General features: G+C 43.6%; 18 protein-coding genes and 1 pseudogene. 12 read left to right on the top strand and 7 right to left on the bottom strand.

Going from position 1 to position 23,248, the window contains the following annotated elements; all coding sequences use genetic code 11:
* Positions 1-142: 142 nt before the first annotated feature.
* The 7 genes and pseudogenes from QWZ05_RS01760 (at position 143) to QWZ05_RS01730 (ending at position 9,657) form a co-directional block, all read left to right on the top strand.
* On the top strand, positions 143-469 hold the full coding sequence (locus QWZ05_RS01760) for a hypothetical protein (RefSeq protein WP_264875585.1): 327 nt from the start codon (positions 143-145) through the stop codon (positions 467-469).
* Positions 470-490: 21 nt separating this feature from the next.
* Entirely contained in the window at positions 491-1,840 is a 1,350-nt protein-coding gene (locus tag QWZ05_RS01755) for an HlyD family type I secretion periplasmic adaptor subunit (RefSeq protein WP_264875586.1), read from the top strand.
* A gap of 5 nt (positions 1,841-1,845) precedes the next feature.
* On the top strand, positions 1,846-4,080 hold the full coding sequence (locus tag QWZ05_RS01750; protein ID WP_264875587.1) for an ATP-binding response regulator: 2,235 nt from the start codon (positions 1,846-1,848) through the stop codon (positions 4,078-4,080).
* Positions 4,055-5,495 (top strand): annotated as a pseudogene (locus QWZ05_RS01745) (TolC family protein). Before QWZ05_RS01750 ends, QWZ05_RS01745 begins: the two are co-directional and overlap by 26 nt.
* Complete coding sequence (locus tag QWZ05_RS01740; protein WP_264875589.1) at positions 5,464-7,098, top strand: ATP-binding cassette domain-containing protein; 1,635 nt, start codon at positions 5,464-5,466, stop codon at positions 7,096-7,098. The pseudogene QWZ05_RS01745 and the gene QWZ05_RS01740 overlap by 32 nt, the downstream one beginning before the upstream one ends.
* Positions 7,095-9,233 carry an ATP-binding cassette domain-containing protein gene (locus QWZ05_RS01735; RefSeq protein WP_264875590.1) on the top strand — a complete coding sequence of 713 codons (2,139 nt, stop codon included), beginning with the start codon at positions 7,095-7,097 and terminating at the stop codon, positions 9,231-9,233. Before QWZ05_RS01740 ends, QWZ05_RS01735 begins: the two co-directional genes overlap by 4 nt.
* 103 nt (positions 9,234-9,336) lie before the next feature.
* On the top strand, positions 9,337-9,657 hold the full coding sequence (locus QWZ05_RS01730; protein WP_264875591.1) for a hypothetical protein: 321 nt from the start codon (positions 9,337-9,339) through the stop codon (positions 9,655-9,657).
* A 45-nt stretch (positions 9,658-9,702) separates the two neighbouring features.
* Here the strand turns inward: QWZ05_RS01730 and QWZ05_RS01725 are convergent, their stop codons facing one another.
* On the bottom strand, positions 9,703-10,608 hold the full coding sequence (locus QWZ05_RS01725) for a sigma-70 family RNA polymerase sigma factor (RefSeq protein WP_264875592.1): 906 nt from the start codon (positions 10,606-10,608) through the stop codon (positions 9,703-9,705).
* Positions 10,609-10,984: 376 nt separating this feature from the next.
* On the opposite strand from QWZ05_RS01725, the gene QWZ05_RS01720 reads away from it, so the two are divergent.
* The 3 genes from QWZ05_RS01720 to QWZ05_RS01710 are packed head-to-tail and all read left to right on the top strand — an operon-like array spanning position 10,985 to position 15,731.
* A complete protein-coding gene (locus tag QWZ05_RS01720) occupies positions 10,985-14,149 on the top strand; it encodes a response regulator (RefSeq protein ID WP_264875593.1) in 3,165 nt (1,054 codons plus the stop codon).
* Positions 14,150-14,161: 12 nt separating this feature from the next.
* Positions 14,162-14,635 (top strand): hypothetical protein, encoded by a 474-nt coding sequence (locus tag QWZ05_RS01715; protein ID WP_264875594.1) that lies wholly within the window; start codon positions 14,162-14,164, stop codon positions 14,633-14,635.
* A gap of 1 nt (position 14,636) precedes the next feature.
* Complete coding sequence (locus QWZ05_RS01710) at positions 14,637-15,731, top strand: porin (RefSeq protein ID WP_264875595.1); 1,095 nt, start codon at positions 14,637-14,639, stop codon at positions 15,729-15,731.
* A 49-nt stretch (positions 15,732-15,780) separates the two neighbouring features.
* Here QWZ05_RS01710 and QWZ05_RS01705 read toward each other — a convergent pair whose 3' ends face one another.
* Positions 15,781-17,094 (bottom strand): ABC1 kinase family protein, encoded by a 1,314-nt coding sequence (locus tag QWZ05_RS01705; RefSeq protein WP_264875596.1) that lies wholly within the window; start codon positions 17,092-17,094, stop codon positions 15,781-15,783.
* A 124-nt stretch (positions 17,095-17,218) separates the two neighbouring features.
* On the opposite strand from QWZ05_RS01705, the gene QWZ05_RS01700 reads away from it, so the two are divergent.
* Positions 17,219-18,100, top strand: coding sequence for a DMT family transporter (locus QWZ05_RS01700; protein WP_264875597.1), 882 nt, complete (start codon positions 17,219-17,221; stop codon positions 18,098-18,100).
* Here QWZ05_RS01700 and QWZ05_RS01695 read toward each other — a convergent pair.
* Positions 18,084-18,698, bottom strand: a complete 615-nt coding sequence (locus QWZ05_RS01695; protein ID WP_264875598.1) for a DsbA family protein — start codon at positions 18,696-18,698, stop codon at positions 18,084-18,086. The two genes, QWZ05_RS01700 and QWZ05_RS01695, sit on opposite strands and share 17 nt — an antisense overlap.
* Positions 18,699-18,809: 111 nt before the next feature.
* On the opposite strand from QWZ05_RS01695, the gene QWZ05_RS01690 reads away from it, so the two are divergent.
* Positions 18,810-19,226 carry a YMGG-like glycine zipper-containing protein gene (locus QWZ05_RS01690; protein WP_264875599.1) on the top strand — a complete coding sequence of 139 codons (417 nt, stop codon included), beginning with the start codon at positions 18,810-18,812 and terminating at the stop codon, positions 19,224-19,226.
* A gap of 53 nt (positions 19,227-19,279) precedes the next feature.
* Here the strand turns inward: QWZ05_RS01690 and QWZ05_RS01685 are convergent, their stop codons facing one another.
* The 4 genes from QWZ05_RS01685 to QWZ05_RS01670 all read right to left on the bottom strand — a co-directional run bounded on the left by QWZ05_RS01685 (position 19,280) and on the right by QWZ05_RS01670 (position 23,245).
* A complete protein-coding gene (locus QWZ05_RS01685) occupies positions 19,280-19,843 on the bottom strand; it encodes a sugar O-acetyltransferase (protein WP_264875600.1) in 564 nt (187 codons plus the stop codon).
* Between the two features lie 316 nt (positions 19,844-20,159).
* Positions 20,160-21,599 (bottom strand): DUF1254 domain-containing protein, encoded by a 1,440-nt coding sequence (locus QWZ05_RS01680; RefSeq protein WP_290296145.1) that lies wholly within the window; start codon positions 21,597-21,599, stop codon positions 20,160-20,162.
* An 87-nt stretch (positions 21,600-21,686) separates the two neighbouring features.
* On the bottom strand, positions 21,687-22,307 hold the full coding sequence (locus tag QWZ05_RS01675) for a Crp/Fnr family transcriptional regulator (protein ID WP_264875602.1): 621 nt from the start codon (positions 22,305-22,307) through the stop codon (positions 21,687-21,689).
* Between the two features lie 8 nt (positions 22,308-22,315).
* Positions 22,316-23,245, bottom strand: a complete 930-nt coding sequence (locus tag QWZ05_RS01670) for a LysR family transcriptional regulator (RefSeq protein WP_264875603.1) — start codon at positions 23,243-23,245, stop codon at positions 22,316-22,318.
* Between the last annotated feature and the right edge of the window lie 3 nt (positions 23,246-23,248).

Genomic DNA, 23,248 nt, shown 5'->3' with positions numbered 1-23,248 from the left:
AAAAATCCATATACGTTCTCTGGCAGTAAAGAAAACTAATCTCAAACATCAAACTTTTTTTTACGTTTTTCTCGCAAAATAAAATTGAAAAACAGGCAGGTAGGTACTTTATTGCTCTCATAAGTTCTGAATGGAATAGACGATGATTGATATGGAACAGTTCTCCAGATCCATGGAGTTTAATCACACAGGCATGCAGCTTTTGCTCACAGACTTTATTACGCACTATCACTGCCCAATGACACGTCTGCAATCTTTATGCGAAGAGGAGGACTACTTAGGGTTAATGACTTATGCCAGCAAACTCAAAATGACACTGGCTCTTTTTAGCGACCAAGACACCCCCGTCAAATTAGCTCAACTAGAGCACTTGGCGAAGCACGAGTTCTATCCACCAGAGGAGCTCATGAAAAATATCCAGCTGGATCTCGAGGTCGTTGAACAGCAAATCAAGCAACTCACGCAATAGTATTAGTTTGAAAGGTATCCTGTGAGTAAGAATCCGATAGAGCAGCACTTAAAGAATGCCCTAATCTCGAACAGTTCGTCCGAGGACTCTGTAGTGGATGATAAGGTTGTTCTCTCTAGTACTATGACGCCAGTGCACAAAACCTTGTTAGTCATATTTTTGCTGTTACTGATCACTATCATCGTTGCCTCACAAGCGCGAATTGATATCGTTGTCTCTGTGCGCGGCGAGTTGCTGCTTGATTCTGACATAGAAAAAGTACAACACCTTGAAGGAGGTATCCTCGAGGAGTTACTTGTGCAAAAAGGTGATCTTGTTTACGAAGGTCAGCCCATTGCACAGCTCAAAGCATTGGAGCGCAATACTCAACTCGATACGGTCAATACTGAGATTGTTCAACTAAAACTCGATATTATTCGTTATCAAAGCTTGCTTGCTATGCAAGAGCCCGACTTCTCGCAGTATGAGTCTTCTTTTAATGAGTTCGTCGCGACAAACCGCAACACATGGCGTCAGGAGTTTAATAAGAACCTTTCTAACGAGCAGCTCATTTCTCATGATATTGACCATAAGAAGGCATTAATTAGTTCAATGAAGAAGCGCCGTAAAAGCTCGGTTAATCAACTCAAACTGATTCGCAAGCAGTTGGACATAAAAGAGACCCTATATAAAGAAGAAATGGCTTCTTATGTGGATGTACTCAATGTTCAAGTGCAGGAATCAAACATGGTTCGAGAGATTGAAAATCTTGATGAATCACTGATGAATGAAGACTTCCAGCTACAAAAGCTTGATAAGCAACTCACCGACCTAGTTGAAAATAGAAACTCTGAATATCAAGCGCAAATCATTCAAGCTCGTAAAGATATCCGTATCAAGCAGCTTCAACAGCCTCAGCACTCAGATAAAGTCGATCGCTTAACCGTTTATTCTCCGATTGATGGTGTGGTAGACAAGGTCCATTTCAACTTTAAATCGGCGATTGTCCCGCCAGGTGAGAGTATCGCGGATATCGCCCCTCTAAATAACACACTACACGGAGAAGCGAAAATACCTCGTAAAGAGATGGGGTTTGTCGAAGTCGGTCAGCAAGTGAAGGTCAAGTTTGACACCTATAACTTCGCAAAATATGGCTTTATTCAAGGTACGATTACGTCAATTAGTCGTTCATCATATGAAGAAGAGGACACACAGTTTTATCTTGCAGCCATTGAGTTGGAGAACAACTTCTTAGAGCGTTCTGGAGCGAAATATAACCTATCACCATTCATGGAATTTACTGCTGATGTAAAAACGGGCTCACGACGAGTCATCGAATATGCTGCTAAGCCTGTCATGTCTGCAATTGAAGACGCGTTTGATGAGAGGTAGCCGCAGTGAGTCAGCCTAGAACCCACTTTACACTGTCTCTTTATCGGCTTTGCATTGTCGCCTCTTTGTTGTTTGCGATTTTGACCTCTGTACTTGTCGTTCAGTGGCGCAGTATCACTCCTTTTGCTTCGACCAACCAACACCCACTAGTACAAGCATCGGCAGAGCTCAATGAGTCCACCACCCGTGCAATTTTATCACTGCAAGATTGCCGAATAGTTGAAGATTGTATGCATAGCAACATTAACGGTCAGCTTGACCAAATCGAATCAAGCCTCAACACCTTAATCGCTAGTGCCTCACTCGATAAACAGCAACTCAGCCTTGTGGGCGCGGTTGAATATACCAACTTACAACTTGCTTTAGCTCGTCACCACAACAATGCATTATCACCTCAAAGCATCGAGAGCCTCTACAACGCACTAGTTACGGCCAATGTTTTTCTGCAAGCAAATCACCAAACGCTAGTTCAGTCTCTTATCGTTGCTCAAGTGGAAGAAAAGCAACAATTTGCTGTCTATCTCACCATGGTTATAGCAGGACTTGTTTTTTGCTTAATTATCAGCAGCTCACTATTTTATCGAAAAATCAAAACGGTGAATCAAGGCAGTATTGGCGAGAGCGAACGATTTACCACGCTCTCTAAACATATTGAACTCATGGACCCAGCACCAATTCGAGACCAACTGAATGATACAAGCCTTGATCCCAATATGCGTCGAGCCTATTCACTGCTCAAGCAGATATTCGAGCGAATTGAGCGTCATAAACAAGTCAACGACCTATACAAACAACTCTACGCACTCATTGGATATGAAATCCGCAGCATCACCACAACGATTAATGGTGGTATTCAATATTTAGTACAAGAAACAGATGAAAATGGTGTGTTGATGGCGCGAGATATTACCTCAGCCGCCAATACACTTTCTGAGCTGGCAGACAACTATAACCGATTGATTTCAAAAGGCAGTGAAAATGAACGCTCTGAGTTTGCCCTGCCCAGCATTCTGTCTGAGTTGCTCATTCACCTTGGCTCAAAAACGACCCGAGAACAGTCTAGACTTGAGTGTTATATCGACAATGGAATCCCAAATCGTATTCAAGGCCAGTCAACCCGCTTGTTTTGGATCTTGTTTTTACAGATGTCGAATGCTTTGCAGGTGCAAACCAGTACACATCGCTTAGTACAAATTAGATCCGGTGCGGCCAACAGCGTTGAAAAGACACGCTTGACGCTATCAATATTCTTCTTAACAACACCAAAGGTGACACTGAATAAACTTGAGCAACTGCACTGGAGCGCACACCCTAACCCACTAACGAGCAATGAAGAGTTAGCTCGAACTCTGCTCAGCGAAGACAGTAACTTTTCTATTGAATGGAAACAATCTGGTCATCAACAATGTTTTGAGATCTCGATTGATCTTAAGGTCAAAAGTTACCTCTCTGATGAAACCTCACTAGGCGATTACCACCTGCTTGTGCTTTCTGACTCTCCTTTGCAGGTCGATACCCTTACGAGCACACTTGAGCATACTAATATCAAAATCACGTCTGTAAGCTCAGCAAACGAGTTGTTTAAGTTGGCTGGATCATTTAAAGACTACAGTGCCATATTACTCACAGACACCATTGAACAAAGCAAACTCGCTAGCCTAAGCAAAACCGTCAAGTCACAGCTCAAGGTGGCACCCGATACAAAACTGTTTATGTCTGTATCCTCAGCACAAGTTGCTCAGGAAGCAGTCTCGTATGTCGACAAGATATTCTATTCACCATTCTTGGGATTCGAGTTTATCCCTGCGCTGCAAGCCGCCTTAGAAACAGACAGCAGTGAAGACAGCGCGCAAAACAGCTCCTTCTTGATTGTAGAAGACGACAGGGTTCAACAAATACTGCTAAAACGCATACTCACCAAACAAGAGTACGAACCAGAAGTGGTGAATGACGGTTCAATCGCTGTGGAGCATTACAAAAACAGCCGCTCCGATATTATATTCATGGACTGCATCATGCCCGGAATGAATGGCATGGAGGCGACCAAACTTATCCGTACCCATGAAAAGGAACTCAACCTGATGCCCTGTACCATCATTGGTGCAACTGCCTTAACCAGTAGCCAAGAACACCAAGCCTGTATCGAAGCAGGTATGGATTTTGTGATCAGCAAGCCCTACAAAAACGACGAAATAGTAAAAGTGATTAATAAATATGTTGCCGTACAGAAGCTTAACTAAATATCGTTGGGCAATATATCTGTTGCTCACTCCGCCCGCATACTGCAATACCTTGTTAGAGACGGTAGAGCTAGGACTACAAAATAATCTCTCGATTCGAGCTAGCTTAAAAGGGCTAGAAGAGAGTGAAAATAACATCGGTGTCAGTCGTTCTAAATTCTTACCATCACTGAGTGCGACGGCAAATACCAACTGGAGTGAGAACAATGCCATTCGTAGCGGTGAAGTGGATGACACTAGCCACTCTCAAACCAGTGGGGTCGGTCTATCGTTGTCTCAAACCATTTTTAACTTAGGTGATATCTACAAATATCAAACCGCCAAATTAAACTATGATGCCGAAGAACTATCACATGAAAACCAAGTTCAAAGTGTCATCGTTGAGATTGCAACAAACTACTTTGAATACCTAAAAAACAATGCACAAATCAAAGCAACTGAAGTCGAGCTTAAATCATCTATCTCACGCGAAAATCAGATGAGACGCAATGTAGAGCTTGGTAACACCGCTGGCAGCGAAATGTACGAAGTGACCGCTCAAAAAGAGGAGGTGAGCAACCGTCTAAGAAGCCTGCGTAAAGACCGTGAAGTGCTGTTGAATGATCTCTCACTGCTGATTCAATACCCCGTCGTACCCTCGCAAGATCTCTACAGCAGAGCCGAACTTGATGCTTTCGATAAAACCCAGACTCAAGCCCTCATTACTGATGCTCTCAAGTTTAATAGTGATGTGCTTATTGCACGCAATACCCTGGAAGTCACTCGACAAGGCTTGAAAGAGAGTGCAGCTAACTTCGTCCCTACCCTACAGATGACAGGTGGGTATAATTACGACTACACACACGACTTTGAGGATCCAGATCCAGCAGCAACAGGCAAGAGTGACTCAGCCAATATCGGGCTAAACTTGAATATTCCTATTCTGTCCGGTGGCTCTGACTACTACGACTATCAAAAATCCTCAAAGTCCATTGAGCGCCAAGAAATCCTTTATCAAGAAACTCTGTTTAGCACTCGCAATGAGGTTAATACGGTCATCATGGATATTAATGACCTGTCAGAGTCTGTTGAAAGCTATGAAAGAATCATAAGAGCCAACTATGCCTCGTATCGTGGTATCCAACGAGCCCAACAACTCGGAACCCGCACTATCACCGACTTGCTCGCCGCAGAGAGTAAACTCTTTAATGCCGTAAGAGATTATCAAAATACGCGTTATGACTATGCGATTAATATTATCAACCTCGAAAAATCCAAGGGGTCTCTCTCTATTGAGTCGATTCAAAACCTGATGTCACTCATGGTGAAGATGAATCCAGAGACGGATGAGGAACTGATACCAATGCACCTATTGGATTAGTAGTCTCTTAGAGGGAAGACAAGATGCAAACACAACACTTTTCACAGAAAATTAATCTAGCCGACAAGTTCTACTTAACGGCCTCCACCGTGCTTTCGACACTGCTTGGCCTCGTATTGCCGTTTTCCATTCTCATTATCTTTGATCGTGTATTGCCCAACCAAGCTAAAGACACGCTGTTCCTGCTCTTTTGCATCATCTTATTTGCTATCTATCTGGATTATCTACTGAAAGGTCAAGAGGAAAAAATATCCTCTGCATTAATGCGCGAATTCGAGAGTAACCTTACAAATAAAGTCTTTCGGTCTGTTTGCTTGGCTGAGTTTTCAAAATTCCGCCGCCGTGAACCCGGGGAATATTTGGAACGTATTGCTACGATACCCGAGATAAAGGCGTTCTTTGGTGGTGAATCTGTCCGCGCACTGATTAACCTTGGCGTGAGTATCATTACCATTGCTCTCATTGCTGTGATTAACCTAGGTGCAGGGCTAACTTTGTTAGTAGCCTCTATCGTTCTTGCTGTATCTGCATTACGGCTCTCTGACAAAAAAGTGGCCAACCTACAAAGCAAATCAGACATTGAAGGTCTGACTACTTCAAAAATTATCGAAATCGTCTCCTCTCCCTTGGATATCAAAGCGAGAAACATGGAATATAGAATCGAAAGCCTGATGACAGAGATGATCAAAGAACGAGAAAAAGAGGCCATAAACTATGAGCAGATAGAGTCTCATTTCGGGCTAATACTTTCACTCATTCAACAGCTGTCAATAGCCTGTGTAGTGGTGCTATTGGCTTCAGCGGTTATTAACCTCGAATCAAGTCAGGGTATTATGGCGGCTATTATCATGCTTACCAATCGCTACTTTGCTCCGTATCAGCAGGTGATGCGCACGTTAAGTCGATGGAAACTCAATAAACTACATATTCAACGTATTGGAGAGGTTCTTGACCTTGTCGCCAAAGAACAACACAACAGACCTGAGATATGTGTTGATGAGATCAATGTCGAGTTCCCGAATAAGTCACGCGTACAGTTCTTGAAAGGCAATGCCTACTTGCTAACCGGTAAAAGCGGCAGTGGTAAAACCCACCTATCGTCATGCTTGGCAAGGCAACGTGTGGATGAGCAACTGCACATCCTGATAGACCAACTACCTATTGAGCAACTTGCCTACAATGACTGGAAAAACAGTGTCATCTTAGTGAACAACCAAAGCACCTTCGTTGAAGGCACAATCATTGATAACCTGACGTGTTTCAAGCCTAAAGCAAACTCTGCCGCCTATGCCCTCTGTGAAACCTTGGGTATCAAGGCAGAGATTGATAGCTTGCCCAATGGCTTCTACACCGAGTTAAGTGGCAACCAACGCATGCCCTTCTCAAGACAAGTGGTTTATTCGCTTTATGTCGTTCGAGCTGTGCTTGCCGATAAACCATTAGTCATTCTCGATGATATCGATAACGTGTTTGAAGATACTTTTGTTAGAAAAATTCTCGCATCCTTAATCAGTAGAACACAAAATAAGATCACCATTGTCTCAAGTAATAAGATTGAGCCCACTGCCAAGTTAAAGAAAATAAGTTTGATTGGTGCTCTTTCTCAGCGAGAAACACAAGATAAATCTGGAACCCTTGTAGAGAGGCAAGTAGAATGAGTATATTAATTGACTTCAACAATATCTCTCAGAGACTAGCCGATTTTGAGTCTCCAGCCTATCAAGAGCGCTATCAGCAGTCTCCACTAATTCGCGGCCTTGCCTATCTCCTCATATCCGTTGAGTGGGAGGGAACAGCGAATATACTGAGTGATGCGTTTATTCCAGATGAGGACGATGCAAAAAGTTTTCAGTCTACTTTAGAGCGTATTGGCTATCAGTGCGAAGTAACACTGCTAAATAATACACATCAATTGAAACACGTTTCAGACGTTTGTTTTGTGCAAATTGAAAACCTTACCTCGCTGTTTTTGGGTTTCAATGAGAATAAAATTGTCTTGTTTGATTACATGAACAACACGACATTTGAAATAAATTCGAGCAACACACCATGCAAAGTTGTTTCAATTAGTGATTATTCAAGGTTATTTAGAGAGCCACCACCCGAGTCTCAAGATAAATCAAACTGGATTAAGTATTCATTTTATCGGTATAACAGTGAACTAAAAAGTCTGATTATATTAAGTTTTGTTATCAGTGTGTTAGGTGCTTTACAGCCCTTCTTCATCATGGGGGTATATAACTTCGCCTTAACCTCAAGCTCTGAGGCGACGTTGTATTGGCTCACCCTATTTGCCGTCATCGTTGCCTTTTCTGAATATATATTCAAAAAGCTACGAGTAAGAATAATTAGTACTTCAGGTAAAGATCTAGCCATTCATATATCGAAGAATGTCGTTTCAAAACTTCTGTGGCTGCCTTACTCGATGACCTCTACCGCTGGCGTATCAAGTCAGTTAGCTCGACTCAAAGATATCGATAACTTTAGGAGGCTTGTGACCGCTGAATCGACATTGAGCTATTTTGATATGCCGTTTGTTATCGTGTTTATTATTGCAATTGCAATAATGTCTGGCACAGCAGCACTTGTCGTCTTCGCTGGTTTGTTGTTGATGCTCGTCTTTTGTGTCTATTCGCGATACCAGTACACTCAAGCCACGTCAAAAAGCTCACGCGCCAATGCGATGGTGTCCTATCAATGGAATGAAATCTTAAGCGGCATACGCACAATCCAAGGCCTACCACTGCTGAGAGTGATTCAATCTCGTTTTCGCGCATGCCACAGCCAAAGCTCACAAGATGCCGAGCGCGTTGCCGTCACAAACAGTAAAGTACAAGCAGCGGGTGGTAGTCTGATTCAAGTGATCGGTACGGCCAGCATCGTGGTTGCAGTATTAGGTGTAATGGATGGTACTTCAGATGCTGGTGCGATGCTGGCCACCGTGATCTTGGTATGGAAAGCGCTCGGGCCAATTATGGGTATCTATAACTCAATATCTAAATTCCAATCTTTGAAAGCATCAGCCGCACAAATAAATAACTTGATGTCGCTTAACGACGACAAGTTAACACTACATAAAAGCCCTCCGATACGACAATTTGACGGGCTAATCACTGGCAGCGGTATCAGCCATCGTTACCAGGGTGCTACGACAGGTTTAACCAATCTTGGGTTTAAGATTCAACCAGGGTCGAAAACCGTAATATCTGGCGCTTCTGGTTGTGGTAAAACGACGCTGCTGAATGTTATTTCCGGAATGGAAGAGCGATACCAGGGGGCGGTTTACATCGATGGCTATAACATTAAACAATTTAATAGCTTTCGTTTTAGAAAGTCTATTTGTCATATACCCTTTGATTTGCACATTTTCGATGGCAGCATTGAATCTAATTTCATATTTCACAATGGACTTATGCCAAAGAGACTAATGCAGGACTGGCTAGCCTTCTTTGAGCTTGAGAGTTGGTTTAGCGAGGGACTTTCTACCACGATTTCTGCTGACACAGTTCAAAGTTTACCCAATAGTATCCAACAAAAACTCAGACTCGCCTTAGGTTTGGGCAATTTAGAACAACAAGTTTATGTCATTGATGAACCTTTCTGCGGCTCTGAGTCTGAAAATGCAAAGTACTTTAAACGATTATTTAGCGACCAACTCAGCGAAAAAACCGTTGTATTTTCTTCTAATGACACTGGTTTAATATCTACAAGTAACTTTAGCTTAGTATTAGAGTCAGATGGCAATAGTAAATACTTTGGAATGACCGATAAATATTTAGCTAGTTTAGGATAAATAATTTTTTATTGTCTATTATTGGATTTAATGTGATAAGCAGTTGACCATTAATAGAATAGTCAATATATTGACCATTAATATTCCCCCACCTGGTGCTAGGATGCAGAAACAGAGCAATCAAGAGCAGAGTTGTCGTGACGTGTGCGTCAATATCGAATTATCGACTCGTGCTTTAAACGAAATCAAAGAGCTGATTGAAATATGGTATTCGGAAGGTTTTTTATCTGCACTCCACAATCCCTCAAAAGCTACGTTCGATAGAAAAGAACGTTACGAAGGGACCCTGCTTTTTTTAATGAAGTCTTTAGAATATCGTTGTGCTTTAACCGCTATTGTAGAAAATTGGCAACACGGGCAAGACAGTAAAGACGAGCTTATCAAGCTCCTGACGTTGGCGGACCCAACCCTCAACAGAAACTAAAAAGAGACCCGTAGGTCTCTTGTTACATTGTAACGACAACTCTTCTTACGTCCAACCATCATTGGCAAGTCGTTTTTGAACTTTATCAATCGCTTCAATCTGCAACTGACGAACTCTCTCATTAGAGATTCCCATTTTTGAGCCCAACGCTGCGAGTGTCATGGCGGGCTGACTAAACAAGCCATAACGATGGATCAAAATAGTTTTAAGCTTCTCTGGTAGAGCATCTATCACACCTTCTAGTGACGCCACAAATTCATCATCTTGAAAAGAGTCTTGAGGGTCAATGCAGCTTTCGCTCTCACACTCATCAAGTGTCAACGGTCTGGCCAATACATCAGCAGTCGTCGAGGTCTCAATAAAACCACTCAACTTCACCAAGCTATCAACCTTGTTAAGTGGCAGTTCAGATTGTTGCGCTAATTCTGTCATTGATGATACGTGAGCAGTGTCTTTTGAGATAGCATTGCTTTTAGAGGCTAAGCGATTGATCTCTTTTACTACATGAACGGGAATGCGCACTGTACGGCTTGTATTCATGAGAGCAGAGTCAATACTTTCTCTGATCCACCACACCGCGTAGGTTGAGAAGCGATAACCTAGATCTGGGTCAAACTTCGTAATTGCTTTCATCAACCCAATGTTTCCCTCCTCGATTAGATCGAGCAAGTTGAGATTACCTAAGTTTCGCTTGGTGTAACCTTTAGCTATTTTCACCACCAATCGTAGGTTCGATTCTATCAGCTTATCTCTCGCTTCAAGATCGCCTTCTTTGTTGAGTTTGGCATAGGTAAATTCCTCTTCTGGAGAGAGTAAATCTATACCAACAATGTCTGATATGTATTGGGAGTAAGGGTCGCTAGGACGAACACTCTCTTTTTGCGCCTGCCGTTGCACTGCCAAAGTATTTCTTGGCTCTCCTGCTTTTTTACATCGACTACTAATATCCATATTGCCCCCTGAGCTGACGTTTCTTTTTGTATTGACTCTGCAAGTCCCTTCCTGGCCGACTTGACAGAACGTCGATTTAGCGTTTAATTAGACAAATCTACCAGTGACCCTAAAGTCATAATAATCCAATAGATTTTCATAGTCTGCTTCCCTCTTGTGGGGAATATCTTGTGATTGTACTCGTGCGCAAATCTCAAAAGCGTAAGCCAACCGAAGCCAATTAACGTTTTATTCACTTTTGAGTCACTTATCCGTCTCACTTTCACAACTATAGCAAACACAGGGTAATTTTTAAGTTTTTTTCTAAAAACTGAGATTTTCTGTTCTATGCTGTGAAGGTAAACTCAAAACAACGGATTGTAAATTGGTGTTATCTATGGCGTTTTGGCATAACTTATCGGTGAGATACAAACTCATCGGATTAGTCTTATTACCGATTTTTTTACTGTGTGCGCTCGCTTTTCAACAAGCAATCACCTTACAAAAACGTGTTGTGGATCTCGAAAATGTAAATGCAGCGACTCATTTTATCGACCATCTTTCGACGACCATCATCACGTCGCCTGAAACACAACCCCTTGAAGCGGCCCTTGAGAATTTAACCGTTCAACACGCTCAAAAGCTACCTTTGCTTGAGCGGCTATTTGCTGCGGACTCAAATCTTAGTGAGCGCCTTCCTGAAATGCCCGAAGCTTATTTTTCTCTCTATGAAGGGGAAGATGCTTTCGACAAATACGATGCGATAGAGTCACAAATTGATGTGATCAAAGAGTACTTATTCGCTGTTGAGTCACTCTCTTTTGGCGATGCACCACAAGATATCAAGCAGGACCTCGATGCACTAATCAAGATCGAATGGTTAGTTTTATGGGGGATTCAAGAAAATGCTCTCAGCCACTTACTCTATGACGCCTATCGAATTGAAGCTGAGTATGATCCTGATGTAGCAGAAGAAATCCAAGCCTTAGTCCAAAATCAGCAACTATCACTCGAGCGCTTCATAGCACTTAATGCCGACGAACAACAGATAGAAATGATGTTAACGGTGTTTGGAAATGAAGTGTTCTCACAAGGGCGAGAGTTTCTACAAAAGTTACTCTCTAATGACGCTATTGCTCAAGTGAGCGCTGAAGATGCAAGTAAAGGCTTCACGGTTCTTCACCAACGCCAAACCCTACTCAATGCCGTCGCAGACAATATTGAGGCGCAGCTAAGAGCAGATGTCGAAGCAAATGTGACTTCAGCACTGCAACAGGCGACTTTTTTCATTATTGCCATCGCTTTACTTGTATTAGCGGTGGTGGTTATTACCGTGCGTTTTTCGGGCCATATGACCAAGAACTTGTACTTGGTACTCGAATTCCTACAAAATGAGCAGACACCCGATGGACAAAAGCTAACCTCTCACATCAAAGGCAAAGATGAACTTAATACCTTTGCCTCTGAAGTCGAACGCCTGACCATCGAGCGCAAGCACGCACAAGATAACCTAGTGCATGCTATTGAAGTAGCGGAGCAAGCCAAAGATGATGCGATCATGGCAAGCAAAGCCAAGAGTAGTTTCCTTGCCAACATGTCACACGAAATCCGTACGCCCCTCAACGGTGTGATTGGTATTTCAGAGGTACTTGCAGACACTGACCTTACCGCCACGCAAAGAGAATATGTCGATACCATCGAAACCTCTTCGCACCTACTTCTTACCTTAATCAACGACATTCTCGACTTCTCAAAAATTGAGTCAGGGATGCTGATCGTCAGTCCACACGCTAGCTGTGTGCGTGAGACGATTTACGACTTAGCCTCTATTGTGATGCCGAGAATCAAAGAAAAAGAGGTAGACCTAAATATCGATATCAGTCCAACCCTTCCTTATAGCTTAATGGTGGATGATCACCGTTTAAGTCAGGTGCTGATGAACTTTATGTCTAACGCCGTTAAATTTACCAGTGAGGGCTCTGTGGACCTTGCTATTTGCTGTAAAGCGATACAAGACAACACCGTAACCGTCGAGTTTTCAGTAAAAGACTCAGGTATTGGTATTAACGAAGAGCAGCAGCGAAAAATCTTTGAACCCTTCTCTCAAGAAGACAGCTCAACGACACGCCAGTTTGGCGGCACTGGACTAGGGCTTGCGATAAGTACTCAGTTGGTCGAACTCATGGGGGGTAAAATCCAGCTTGAATCTGAAAAAGGTGTCGGTAGCCGCTTCTTCTTCACGCTCGAACTCGACGTTGATAAACAAGAATACACGCCAAAACGCACAATTACGACCCCGACTGTTCTAGTGAGTAGCTCGCAGGAGATTACAACCGCTCTGATGGAAGAAAGTCGTGTCTACAAGTTCCCGATAAAACAGCAGTATGCTTCGCTTACTGAACTGCCTGATGATTTAAATAACCACATTGTTGTCTTCGGCGAAAGTGCTCCGAGTGAAGCAAGTCGAAATATTGCACATCTGCAGCAACTCGAAAACAGTAACAATCATGTGTGTGTCGTTCAGCACTTCGCGAGTGGCAATTATGATTTTGGGAATAGTATCTCTGCGCTAGTCACCAACCCACTCTATGGATTACGTCTAGTCAAAGCACTCGACATCTGTGAAAAAGCAACGTTAGCACAAAGTTATAGCCCAACAAGCAAAACTGAAACGTTGGAAAAGATCCTCATCGTTGAAGACAATAAAGTGAATCAAAAAATTGCGAGCCTGCATGTTGGTCGTCTTGGTTTTGAATACGACATTGCGAACAATGGTCAAGAAGCGGTCGACATGTTGGTGGCGGGCAACCAATACTGCTTATTGCTCATGGACTGTATGATGCCAGTCAAAGATGGCTTTGAAGCAGTCGAAGAGATTCGTCAGTGGGAAATTGCAACAAACACACCACGTGTACCAATTATCGCGCTTACAGCGAGTGTCGTGGATGATGATATCCAACGTTGCTTCGATGTGGGTATGGACAGTTACGTGCAGAAGCCGTTTAAAGGTAATCAGCTAAAAGAGAAAGTATTCGATGCTCTCGCCACCCTCGCGCCTGAACTTCCCACCCATACAGTGCCTGTATCTGATGTACGAGATGAGTCTAAAGTGCAAGTCGATACTCCGGCAGTACCCGTTAAAGCGCCTAAAGCAGAAGCCCCTTCACCCACGCCAGATTTTGAACGCTCCGAGCGTGTCATGTTAGTTGAAGACAATCGTGTCAACCAGATGGTCACAAGCTTGTTCCTTGAAAAAGCCGGTTACCAATATCAAATTGCCAATAACGGCCAAGAAGCGATCAATACCTATATGAATGAAGGTGATTTCGACATCATCCTCATGGACTGCATGATGCCCATCAAAGACGGCTACGATGCCACTAAAGAGATTCGTGCTTACGAGCTAGAGCGAGGTTTAGGCCGCACACCTATCATCGCCTTAACCGCCAGTGTCATCGATGATGATATACAAAAGTGTTTTGATTCGGGTATGGATGCTTACGTACCAAAACCGATTAAAAAAGAAAATCTCCTCCAACAAATGCAAAGCGTCGTCGTATAGGGAGGGAAAGCAATGGTAGACAATATGAAACCATCACGTTTATACAAAAGAGCCACCAGCTTTGCAGTGTTACTGGTCATTAGCTCATTATCGTCATCCTATGCCCTATCTGCATCTGATCAGTATGCGATTATATCGTTCAACCAAGAGCTTGAACCGCTATCAGCAAGCAAGGCTAAGAAGCTCTACCGAGGCAAGACGAAAAAACTTCAAGGAGAAAGAATCGAGCTCTCTGACTGGCCTGAGGGTGCAAGTGTTAGAAATGACTTTTACCAAGAGCTACTCGGAAAGACGGTTGCCCAAATGAATGCACATTGGGCCAGCCTATCGTTTTCAGGTAAAGCTCGCCCGCCCAAAGTCGCAGGCGGCGATGCCAGTAGCATTATCGATTGGCTAGATGACGATCCCGGACGCATTGGCTACGTCCCACTCGATCAAGTTCCTTCTAATGCAAATGTCATCTATGTCGTTGGCTCGGAGAAATAATATGAACAAGAAAATTATCCCGTTAGCATGCTGGCTTATCCCTTTACAGTCCTTTGCCGCCATCGAACTTACAGACAATCTATCACTGAGTGGTTTTGGTAGTACTTCATGGGCGACTTCTGATAACTCGACCCCACTCCTTGTCAATCGATACATTGACGACAGCAACTGTTTTGACTGTGATACCACCTTTGGTCTTCAACTCGATTTTTACTATGAATCGTTCAAGGCCTCGGCTCAAGTGGTTAAACGACCTCAAGACGATTGGAGTAGTCCTGAGCTTGAGTGGGCTTATTTGGGCTATGAATGGGGAGACTTTGAGTTTCGTGGTGGTCGATTAAGGTTGCCGCTGTTTTTGGCATCTGAGTATTATTATGTTGGACACGCTTACACTCCTGCTCGTCCTCCAACTGAGATTTACAATAGTGTATTAGGAATTACAGCATTTAATGGATTGAGTGTTATCTGGAATACTGAAATAAATGATGAACTTGGTTTAACCCTAACACCGTTTTACGGCTTTAAGGATGAAAACTCTGTAAAGTTCACCAACAATTTTAGGCTGGAGTTTGAAACACGACAAGTCTGGGGCCTCAATGCTGTATTAAGCGGTGACAACTACCGTATTAATGCGACATATTTAGATTCGACATACGACGTCAGAGCTTTGGGGCAAATTTACAGACCTGTCGGTCCTTTTAACACCCTTGTTCCAGTACCTATTGATGACTTAGTAACAGATGAACACGTTCAGCTTTACGCTTTAGGTGGTGAATATGAGTGGGGTCAAGCTACCTTCTCTATGGAAGCGCAAAAAAATGAGGAGCGAGGATCTTGGTATGTAGGAGCGGAATACAATTTAGGTAAGTTGACACCATACAGCTATTTTGGACAACAGTATGTCGACGATGAAAAGTCTTCCAATAGCTTCATGCTTGGTGCCAGATACGACCTACTTTACAACGTATCAATTAATGCAGAATGGCAAACATTCAAAACGCATACGGGTAGTGGTGCATTTACTCTCGGACCAGGCGATGAGTTAGAAGATAGCACTGCAAACATGTACACCATCATGGTCAATTTCGTTTTCTAATCGCAGCATAGATACTCCAAGGGCGCTATTCGTAGCGCCCTTTCAATATCTAGCCTTCCAATATGAGATACTTTTGCACCAACGACTGAATATCGACTTTCGCTTTCAAACGCGCTGCCAACAAATACAACCCACCAATTTTTCGATGTAAAAACAGCGCATCGGCCGGCGGTGTATGCCAATAGTTCTGCTCCATACTCAACACAGTCCCTGCTTCTCGAAGTCTTTGCGCTAACCCACCAGCGGCAAAATCATAAGCGCCATTGTGCAGCATAGGCTCACAAGCCATAGAGACAAGGTTCAGAACTGCTTGACGCTGTTCGGGTTTAATTTCCTGACTAAAGAATCCGATTTGCTCAAGGGCAGCATTTAACCCTTCGGTGTTGTCATTTACGACTGACGAAAAGGCCTTGCGGTAGCCTTCACTTATCCGTTCATCATATTCTCGCGTTGCACCAAAATCTAACAGACCGATTTGATGACTTGAGGGAAGATACAGGTAGTTTGCAAAGTTGGGATCGGTTTGCACTAAACGAAATTCGAAAATCTCACGAAACAACAAACCAAGCAGCTTAGTCATCACAAAATCTCTCGTCTCTTGCTCACTATCCACAAGAGACTCTATTTCAATGCCATTGAGAAACTGCATTGCTAACACGGTTTCGCTAGTACCAGTGTTAAACATCTTAGGCACGACAAACTCTGCGTCATCGAGTAAGAGATCACGATACTGGCCAGCAAATCTTGCCTCCCTTTGGTAATCCGCTTCATCGTGGAGCTGCTTTTTTGCCTCTTCGAGCAAGTCCTTATAGTTAACGCCCTTGGGAATTAAACCAACCACGTTGAGAAGCGTCCCTACATTGTCAACATCACTATCGATGCTTTTTCTGATACCAGGATATTGAACCTTCACCGCTAGCTCTTCACCCTCGTCACTGTAAGCGTGATGAACTTGACCAATCGAAGCACTCGCCACGGGTTTGAAATTAAATGCAAGAAACTGCTGCTTCCAATGCGCCCCCAGCCCATCGGTCATCGCTTTCGCCAGCTGTTTTGAAGGCATCGGATCTGCTTTAGAGCGCAATCGAGATAAGATCTCTGCCAGTTCTGGTTCAATAAGGTCGCCCGCGTCCATCGACAGCATCTGCCCAAGCTTCATAGCCGCTCCTCTAAGGTACGCAAGTTGGTCTGTTAATCGACCTATATTTTGAGGGGTAAGCACTAAGTCACGAGCACTGGGTCTTTCACCTTTGATCCATTGCTTCGAGCCTTCAGCAATCACATTGCCTGCAACCCGCGTTGCGAGCGATGCAAACTTGCTGAATCGTGCTGCTCGATTGGTCGGAAGGTAACGCTCAGTCATATCTGCTGCCTTTGTTAAACATGAATAAACCTCACAAATAATATGTTGAGATGACACCATTAATCATAGGTCGTCTATACGACATCAGGTATCATTTACATACCTGCCATCCATATAAAAGATCATGATTCATAAGTACAAAGGCGACATTATCATCTTTCTCACCACCATTTTAGCAGCCGCTGGCTGGGTGTTTTCAAAAGAAGCGATTCAGGGGTTGCCGCCCATTCTGTTTATTGGTTCACGCTTTATCATTGCCGCACTATTTTTAGTGCCATTCTGCTTTCAAAATTTAGTCAAAACACCAAAATCAGATGTACGTTCAGCGCTCAAAGTCGGAATGGTCTTAGCTTCAGCGATATTCTGTTGGATCTATGCGATTTCTATCAGTGATACGCTAGGTGAGGGCGCGTTCATCATGAGCCTTTCGATGCTATTCGTTCCTATCGTTTCTTGGGTAATGTTTGGGAGCAGACCGGCAAGGCTATTTTGGTTGTCCCTACCCATCGCAGTTGTGGGGCTGTTTTTGATGTCTTATGATGGCAGCTTTAACTTTGAGTCAAGCCAATTACTGTTTTTGAGTGCTGCGATATTTCTGGCGATTCATTTTAACTTAAACAGTAAATTTGCTTCATCCATACCCGCATTGACTTTAACTACGATACAGCTCTTCTCGGCAGGCATTGTTGGCGTCATCCTTTCCGCCTTGTTTGAAACGTGGCCAACCTCGGTTAGCTCAGACACCATAAAGTGGTTTGCCCTTAGTGTCTTGCTCGCCACCAGCATTCGATATGTCATGCAGACGGTCGGGCAGAAACACGCACAACCGACGTCAGCGGCAATTTTGATGTTACTAGAGCCTGTCTTTACCGTGTTGTTAAGTATCTGGATTTATTCCGAAGAGATGCCACCAACGAAAATTTTAGGCTGTTCCCTACTCCTGTTTTCGCTCCTGTTATATAGGCTAGGTGGCACATGGCGACAATGGTTTAAACGAGTTCGTTAACCTGGTCAACTGTGATTTGCGATTGCTGGTAATCCACAGCCAGCTCTCGCACTCCACTATTAGTTTGTAGAAATAGTGACGGAAAGCTATTACCACCAATACTCCTAGCAAACTGTAGTTCATCAACAAGCGCACTCTGCGTCTCTTGAGACTTAATAGCATCAAGAAAGGCCGTTCTATCAAGTCCTATACTCTCGGCGCAATCCGCTAACACAGACACATCACTTGGGTTTTTCGCTTGCAAATAATAAGCGGTTTGTACGGCGTTCAACATCGCCTTTTCTCGACCTTCACCTCTCGCAACCAACATAGCTCGGCAAGAAGGATAAGTAGAGCGCCGAGGGGTGTTTACCGTCCAAAAATCAAAGTTAAACTGCGTTCCCAGTAGGTTCTCTATTTTCTTCCAATAAGACGCGATTTGCTCACGCATGAGCATTGGCATTGGTTCGTCTGAATCTGCGGCGAGGCCACCGACCACATATTGGATGTCTACCTTATTTTTGAGTTGTTCTTCAATCCTATTCCATGTCGGTTTAAACCCCCAACACCAAGAACACATGGGGTCATAAACGTAATATAACGTGGGCTTGTTGCTCATATCATTCCTTAATCATAACAACGAGTGATGTATTAACTAAAGTTTCATTTATAGTTTTATCCTGAGACCTCGCTTATTCTTTCGCCATCAATTTGGTTTAGAGAGTCAGCAATGAAAACTTACTTTAAAGTCATTCGTAATCTAGCACTTATTACTGGCGTATTGCTAGCAAGCGGTTGTGCTTCAAACCATATGGACAGTGACAATGAACATGCTGCCCGAAATCGCGGCGCGGTTGGTGGTGCCATATTAGGTGCGACTGTGGGTGCGCTAGCAGGCGATGCTGAACTGGCCGCAAAAGGCGCCGCTGCAGGTGCGGCTGTAGGCGGGGTATCCGGTAGCATGAAAGATCTCGACGACTCACGTCAAAGCGAGCGTACTGACTCGATTGCCGACGGTATGAAAAAAGATAATCGCAGCGATGCTGAAAAGCGCGTAGCAGAGCTCGAAGCTGAAATTAGAATTCAAGAGCTTGAGAAACAACTGGCAGAAATGGAAGAGCAAGACAACAACGACAAAGCCTCATAATAAAAGAGGCGTTGGCTAGAGTGCGGTGATAGTGAGGCTATCACCGCATTTTCTCATTCATTATCTATACCACGTATCACTCGACATGGATTTCCGGCCGCAAGCACGTTTGCAGGCACATCTTTGGTGACAACACTGCCTGCACCTATCACGCTGTTTTCACCGATAGTGACACCAGGGCAAACAATGACACCGCCCCCTAACCAAACATTGTCACCAATAGAAATGGCCTTGCCAAACTCGACGCCCTCTTCGACTCGACCTTTCACGTCCAACGGATGACCAGCGGTATAAATCTGAACATTCGGTGCGAATAGTACATTATCTCCAATATGAACTTCTCCCACATCCAGCACAACGCAATTAAAGTTCGCATAGAAGTTCTTACCCACTTTGATGTTGTACCCATAATCACAGCGGAAAGGTGGCTCGATATAAGCGTTATCAGAACTCGGTATTAAGGCATCAATGGCCCCTCGCCACTCTGGCGTGTCAGGAATAGCATTATTGAGATGCTGTAACGTTTTACGACATTGAATTCGCTCTGCATAAAGCGTTTCATCCCAAGCATCATAAGGTTCGCCGGCAAGCATTTTTTGTTTTTCAGTGGTGTTCATCGACATCTATCCAATTCAACCAAATTGACCTAATCAAGCGCATAGTGCTGCCTCGTTATATCCGCAACAAGACTAGGCCAAAGTATTTTTGTAAAAGAGCTGAGCGATCACACTTGGAGTACGCCTGTACCATTGTTTCACCATTTTTTGTAATGAGTAACTTATCATCAGTAAGCGAAAAATATGGCTGCTGTTTCAACTTGAAACCATCCACTTATGATTTTGGGCATGTTAGTTTTCAATGACATCCCGTACGATCAACATGCCCCTGATTAACAGGGGCATAAGTTCTAGACGTTCATGAATATTTGGTCAGTTATCGCTTTACAATATCTGGTAGTGCAAAACTTTTGTCAAAGAATGCCGCTTCTGGGCCGTATAGGCGGAATAAAGTGAAAAACTCTTCGCCTTCGATTACCGGCATACAATTTACCTTACCCTCACAATGACTTGACCATGTAAGTGTCGTTGTTCCATCGCTATTGATCACCACTTGGCTTTCATTGGAAGCAATACCAATTGGATCTGCGTTTTCAATGTAAGCACCATCTTTGGTCGCATAAGTCAACATTGACCAAAAGCGCTTTGCAGGAACATCTGCTGGGATAACAATTTGATAATCAGACCCGCCATTAAGTTTCACACCGTCAGAATCCAAAGCTCCCTTGATATAAGTTGTTGATTTGCTCTCCGCCAGTGACGCCGGAGGAGCAAAGTAAAAGTAGAACGTTGCACCACGCGACTGATAGTCATTCCAATTCTCTGAAACATAAGTCGCGTTTGTTGTCATCATCTCCATCGGAACAGGTATGGTCCAATTAGACGTTTCTGGCCAAAGCTTTGGCGCAAAATACGCAACATCATGCATCATTTCTTGGTGAAGCTCTTTAGCGGCTTCGATTAACATATCCACTTGCTTTTCACTTGGGTTAAAGCGTTTTCCTTTCTCGATGCCCAGGGACTTCATCATTCCATAAAATGCTTTTTCATCTTGCTTTATAACTTCATTTTGAACCATGTAATCTGCTGCTGTCCAAAATCTTAAATCAAAGGGAATCGTTGCTTCATAAGTTTTACCCCAAAGGTCAATGAACTGAGTCGTGGTATCTTGTGCGCCAAGAGGATACATTTTCATCGACTGTACATAGTCTACGTGCTTTGCCATATCCTCATCAGAAGTGCTGTCTGTCAAAGAACGAATAGAGATATAACCCTTGTTCGTTTCTTGCTCCACGACAATATAACCCTCAGTATCACCTTCATAACCTGCTGGCACGACGAGGTATTTGCCACCAAGTCCTCTATCTTCACCACCTGGACCTACATCAACAATTGGCTTGTGCCAGCTATCGAGAAATGTGCCAAAAAAAGCATTAGTTTCCGTTGCTGCGGGAATTTCAACGACAACAGGACCGGTTTTACTCAGATCGTGATAAGTGTGCACATAAGGAGATTTGTTGTTACCCGTCACCATACGAGCTTGCCAGTTCATAGGTTTGCTGTAGTAATATATGGTGAGCTCGTCACCGCCAAATGTTTCAAATGCACCTTGTTCCATGCTGTAGTACATAATCTGAGGCATAAACCAAGTACCCGCCTCCATCGCCCGGCGCTTATAACGCGCCTCCTCTATCGCCGCTGCCTGCTCGTTCTGTGTTGCCAGAGCAGAATTATCAGCTTGAGAAATGGATGCACCAGCAAAAACAGGAGCAGCTAAAATGGTCGCCAATGCAGTAATGAGAATCGTCTCTTTCATTCGTGTATCACCTCTATGTTGGATGCGAGAATGATATAGACAAAGAGAGATATAGATTTCGCATCATGCGAAATCTAACTGATAAATTTAAATTATTTCGACCTTTTTATATAACTGGTTGATTTTATTATCATTATCAAGTCGCTTCATCGCTCTAGAAACTTTATGACGACTGGTTCCTATGTAAGAAGCCAATTCGTCATGAGTGATCTCTACTACGTTGCTCGCGCCTTGTAGTTGCTCTAATCGCTCTAAGATCCGCTGTTCAATTGGCAAAGTCGCGATACTGTCAAACTTACGATACATGATCCTTAAACGAGCGACCGCGTTATTGGCAATAAGACGATACACTTCTGCTTCGAGTTTTTTATCTGCACGAATAAGCGGGTGCGGCAGTGATAGAACAGTAACATCGTTTAACACTAACGCAGAGTATGGCACAGCTTGACCATCGACAAAATTTCCATCTCCATACCACTGACCTGCCGTAGTTCTTTCAACGATGACATAGTTGCCTTCTAAATCTATGTAAGAAAACTCGACCCACCCTGTTAGTACGACACTCAACTGTCCGGGGTGATCACCCTGCCTAAATAGAAACTGCCCTGCTTTTACCACTTTAGTTGAACCCTTATCCAGCAGCGCTGAGTTCAACAAAGGGTAGTCATCTTGCCTAATAATCGCATTCAAAAGTTGTTGGATAGACAAATTTACACCTAATGTTCACATAATGATCTGATAACGTCAGCAGTGGTATCCAATAGCCAACGGTTTAGTGGATTTTGGACATTGGAGTACGACGTATGGACTGCAATGTTGTATTCAGGAAGAGTAATCTCAGAGCTAAATTGAACTAGCTCCAGTTCATCCGGCAAGGTCGAGCGAACAATTGACGCAACTGGTAGACCAGCATCCTCATGTTTGAGAATCGAGAAACAGGCCTCTAAGTTGTCACATCGAGACAGCACCTTTGAAGGGATTCCTGTCTCTGACATGTATTGCTCAGCAATGCTTTTGACATTGGCATAGCTTGGCATGACCAAAAGGACCAAAGGGGATTGTGCAAGTGACTGGTGGTTCACACCATCAGTAGAAAAAGTCCCCCCTTTTGGGGCACAAATATAGAACTCCGCTTGAACCACCGGTATTGATCGGATGTAAGTCGATATATCCATTGGAGAAAAGTTGACGCCGACATCAACCTGGCCATTGATCAGCTTGTTTTCTGTATCCGTTCCCCATTGTCCGAAGCGAAACGTTGCGTGAGGGGCTGCCGCACGCAGTCGGGGGTATAGCACGTCGACTATAGGTCGGTAATACATTGGATTCAACGCGATAGTCACCTCTTTTGTGCAGTGCCTGGGATCGAACGCTACTCCAGGGCGAATTAACTCGCCGAGTTGTTCGAACACAACACCAAGCTGACTTTGCAAAGAAAGGCAATATGCCGTAGGGATCAATCCATGCCGCTCTCTGATAAACAGCTCATCATTGAAAGTCACTCTCAGCTTTTGTAGAGCCTTACTGACCGCTGGTTGACCTACAAACAACCTCTCAGCGGCTTTACTTGTATTTTGCTCTTCGATGAGCACCCTGAGGACCTTTAACAGGTTTAGGTCAACTTTTTGCCAATCTATCTCTTGCATTCA

It is taken from the genome of Vibrio agarivorans (genome assembly GCF_030409635.1).
Taxonomy (GTDB): Bacteria; Pseudomonadota; Gammaproteobacteria; order Enterobacterales; family Vibrionaceae; genus Vibrio; species Vibrio agarivorans.
Note: the sequence above shows the minus strand (reverse complement) of the source record. Positions and strands in the feature narration are given on the sequence as shown.

Coding starts and splice junctions, on each gene's coding strand:
- QWZ05_RS01735 (WP_264875590.1), top strand. CDS start 7,095: ATGAGTATATTAATTGACTTCAACAATATCTCTCAGAGACTAGCCGAT.
- QWZ05_RS01760 (WP_264875585.1), top strand. CDS start 143: ATGATTGATATGGAACAGTTCTCCAGATCCATGGAGTTTAATCACACA.
- QWZ05_RS01720 (WP_264875593.1), top strand. CDS start 10,985: ATGGCGTTTTGGCATAACTTATCGGTGAGATACAAACTCATCGGATTA.
- QWZ05_RS01730 (WP_264875591.1), top strand. CDS start 9,337: ATGCAGAAACAGAGCAATCAAGAGCAGAGTTGTCGTGACGTGTGCGTC.
- QWZ05_RS01710 (WP_264875595.1), top strand. CDS start 14,637: ATGAACAAGAAAATTATCCCGTTAGCATGCTGGCTTATCCCTTTACAG.
- QWZ05_RS01705 (WP_264875596.1), bottom strand. CDS start 17,094: ATGACTGAGCGTTACCTTCCGACCAATCGAGCAGCACGATTCAGCAAG.
- QWZ05_RS01715 (WP_264875594.1), top strand. CDS start 14,162: ATGGTAGACAATATGAAACCATCACGTTTATACAAAAGAGCCACCAGC.
- QWZ05_RS01670 (WP_264875603.1), bottom strand. CDS start 23,245: ATGCAAGAGATAGATTGGCAAAAAGTTGACCTAAACCTGTTAAAGGTC.
- QWZ05_RS01725 (WP_264875592.1), bottom strand. CDS start 10,608: ATGGATATTAGTAGTCGATGTAAAAAAGCAGGAGAGCCAAGAAATACT.
- QWZ05_RS01680 (WP_290296145.1), bottom strand. CDS start 21,599: ATGAAAGAGACGATTCTCATTACTGCATTGGCGACCATTTTAGCTGCT.
- QWZ05_RS01695 (WP_264875598.1), bottom strand. CDS start 18,698: ATGAGCAACAAGCCCACGTTATATTACGTTTATGACCCCATGTGTTCT.
- QWZ05_RS01685 (WP_264875600.1), bottom strand. CDS start 19,843: ATGAACACCACTGAAAAACAAAAAATGCTTGCCGGCGAACCTTATGAT.
- QWZ05_RS01700 (WP_264875597.1), top strand. CDS start 17,219: ATGATTCATAAGTACAAAGGCGACATTATCATCTTTCTCACCACCATT.
- QWZ05_RS01690 (WP_264875599.1), top strand. CDS start 18,810: ATGAAAACTTACTTTAAAGTCATTCGTAATCTAGCACTTATTACTGGC.
- QWZ05_RS01740 (WP_264875589.1), top strand. CDS start 5,464: ATGCAAACACAACACTTTTCACAGAAAATTAATCTAGCCGACAAGTTC.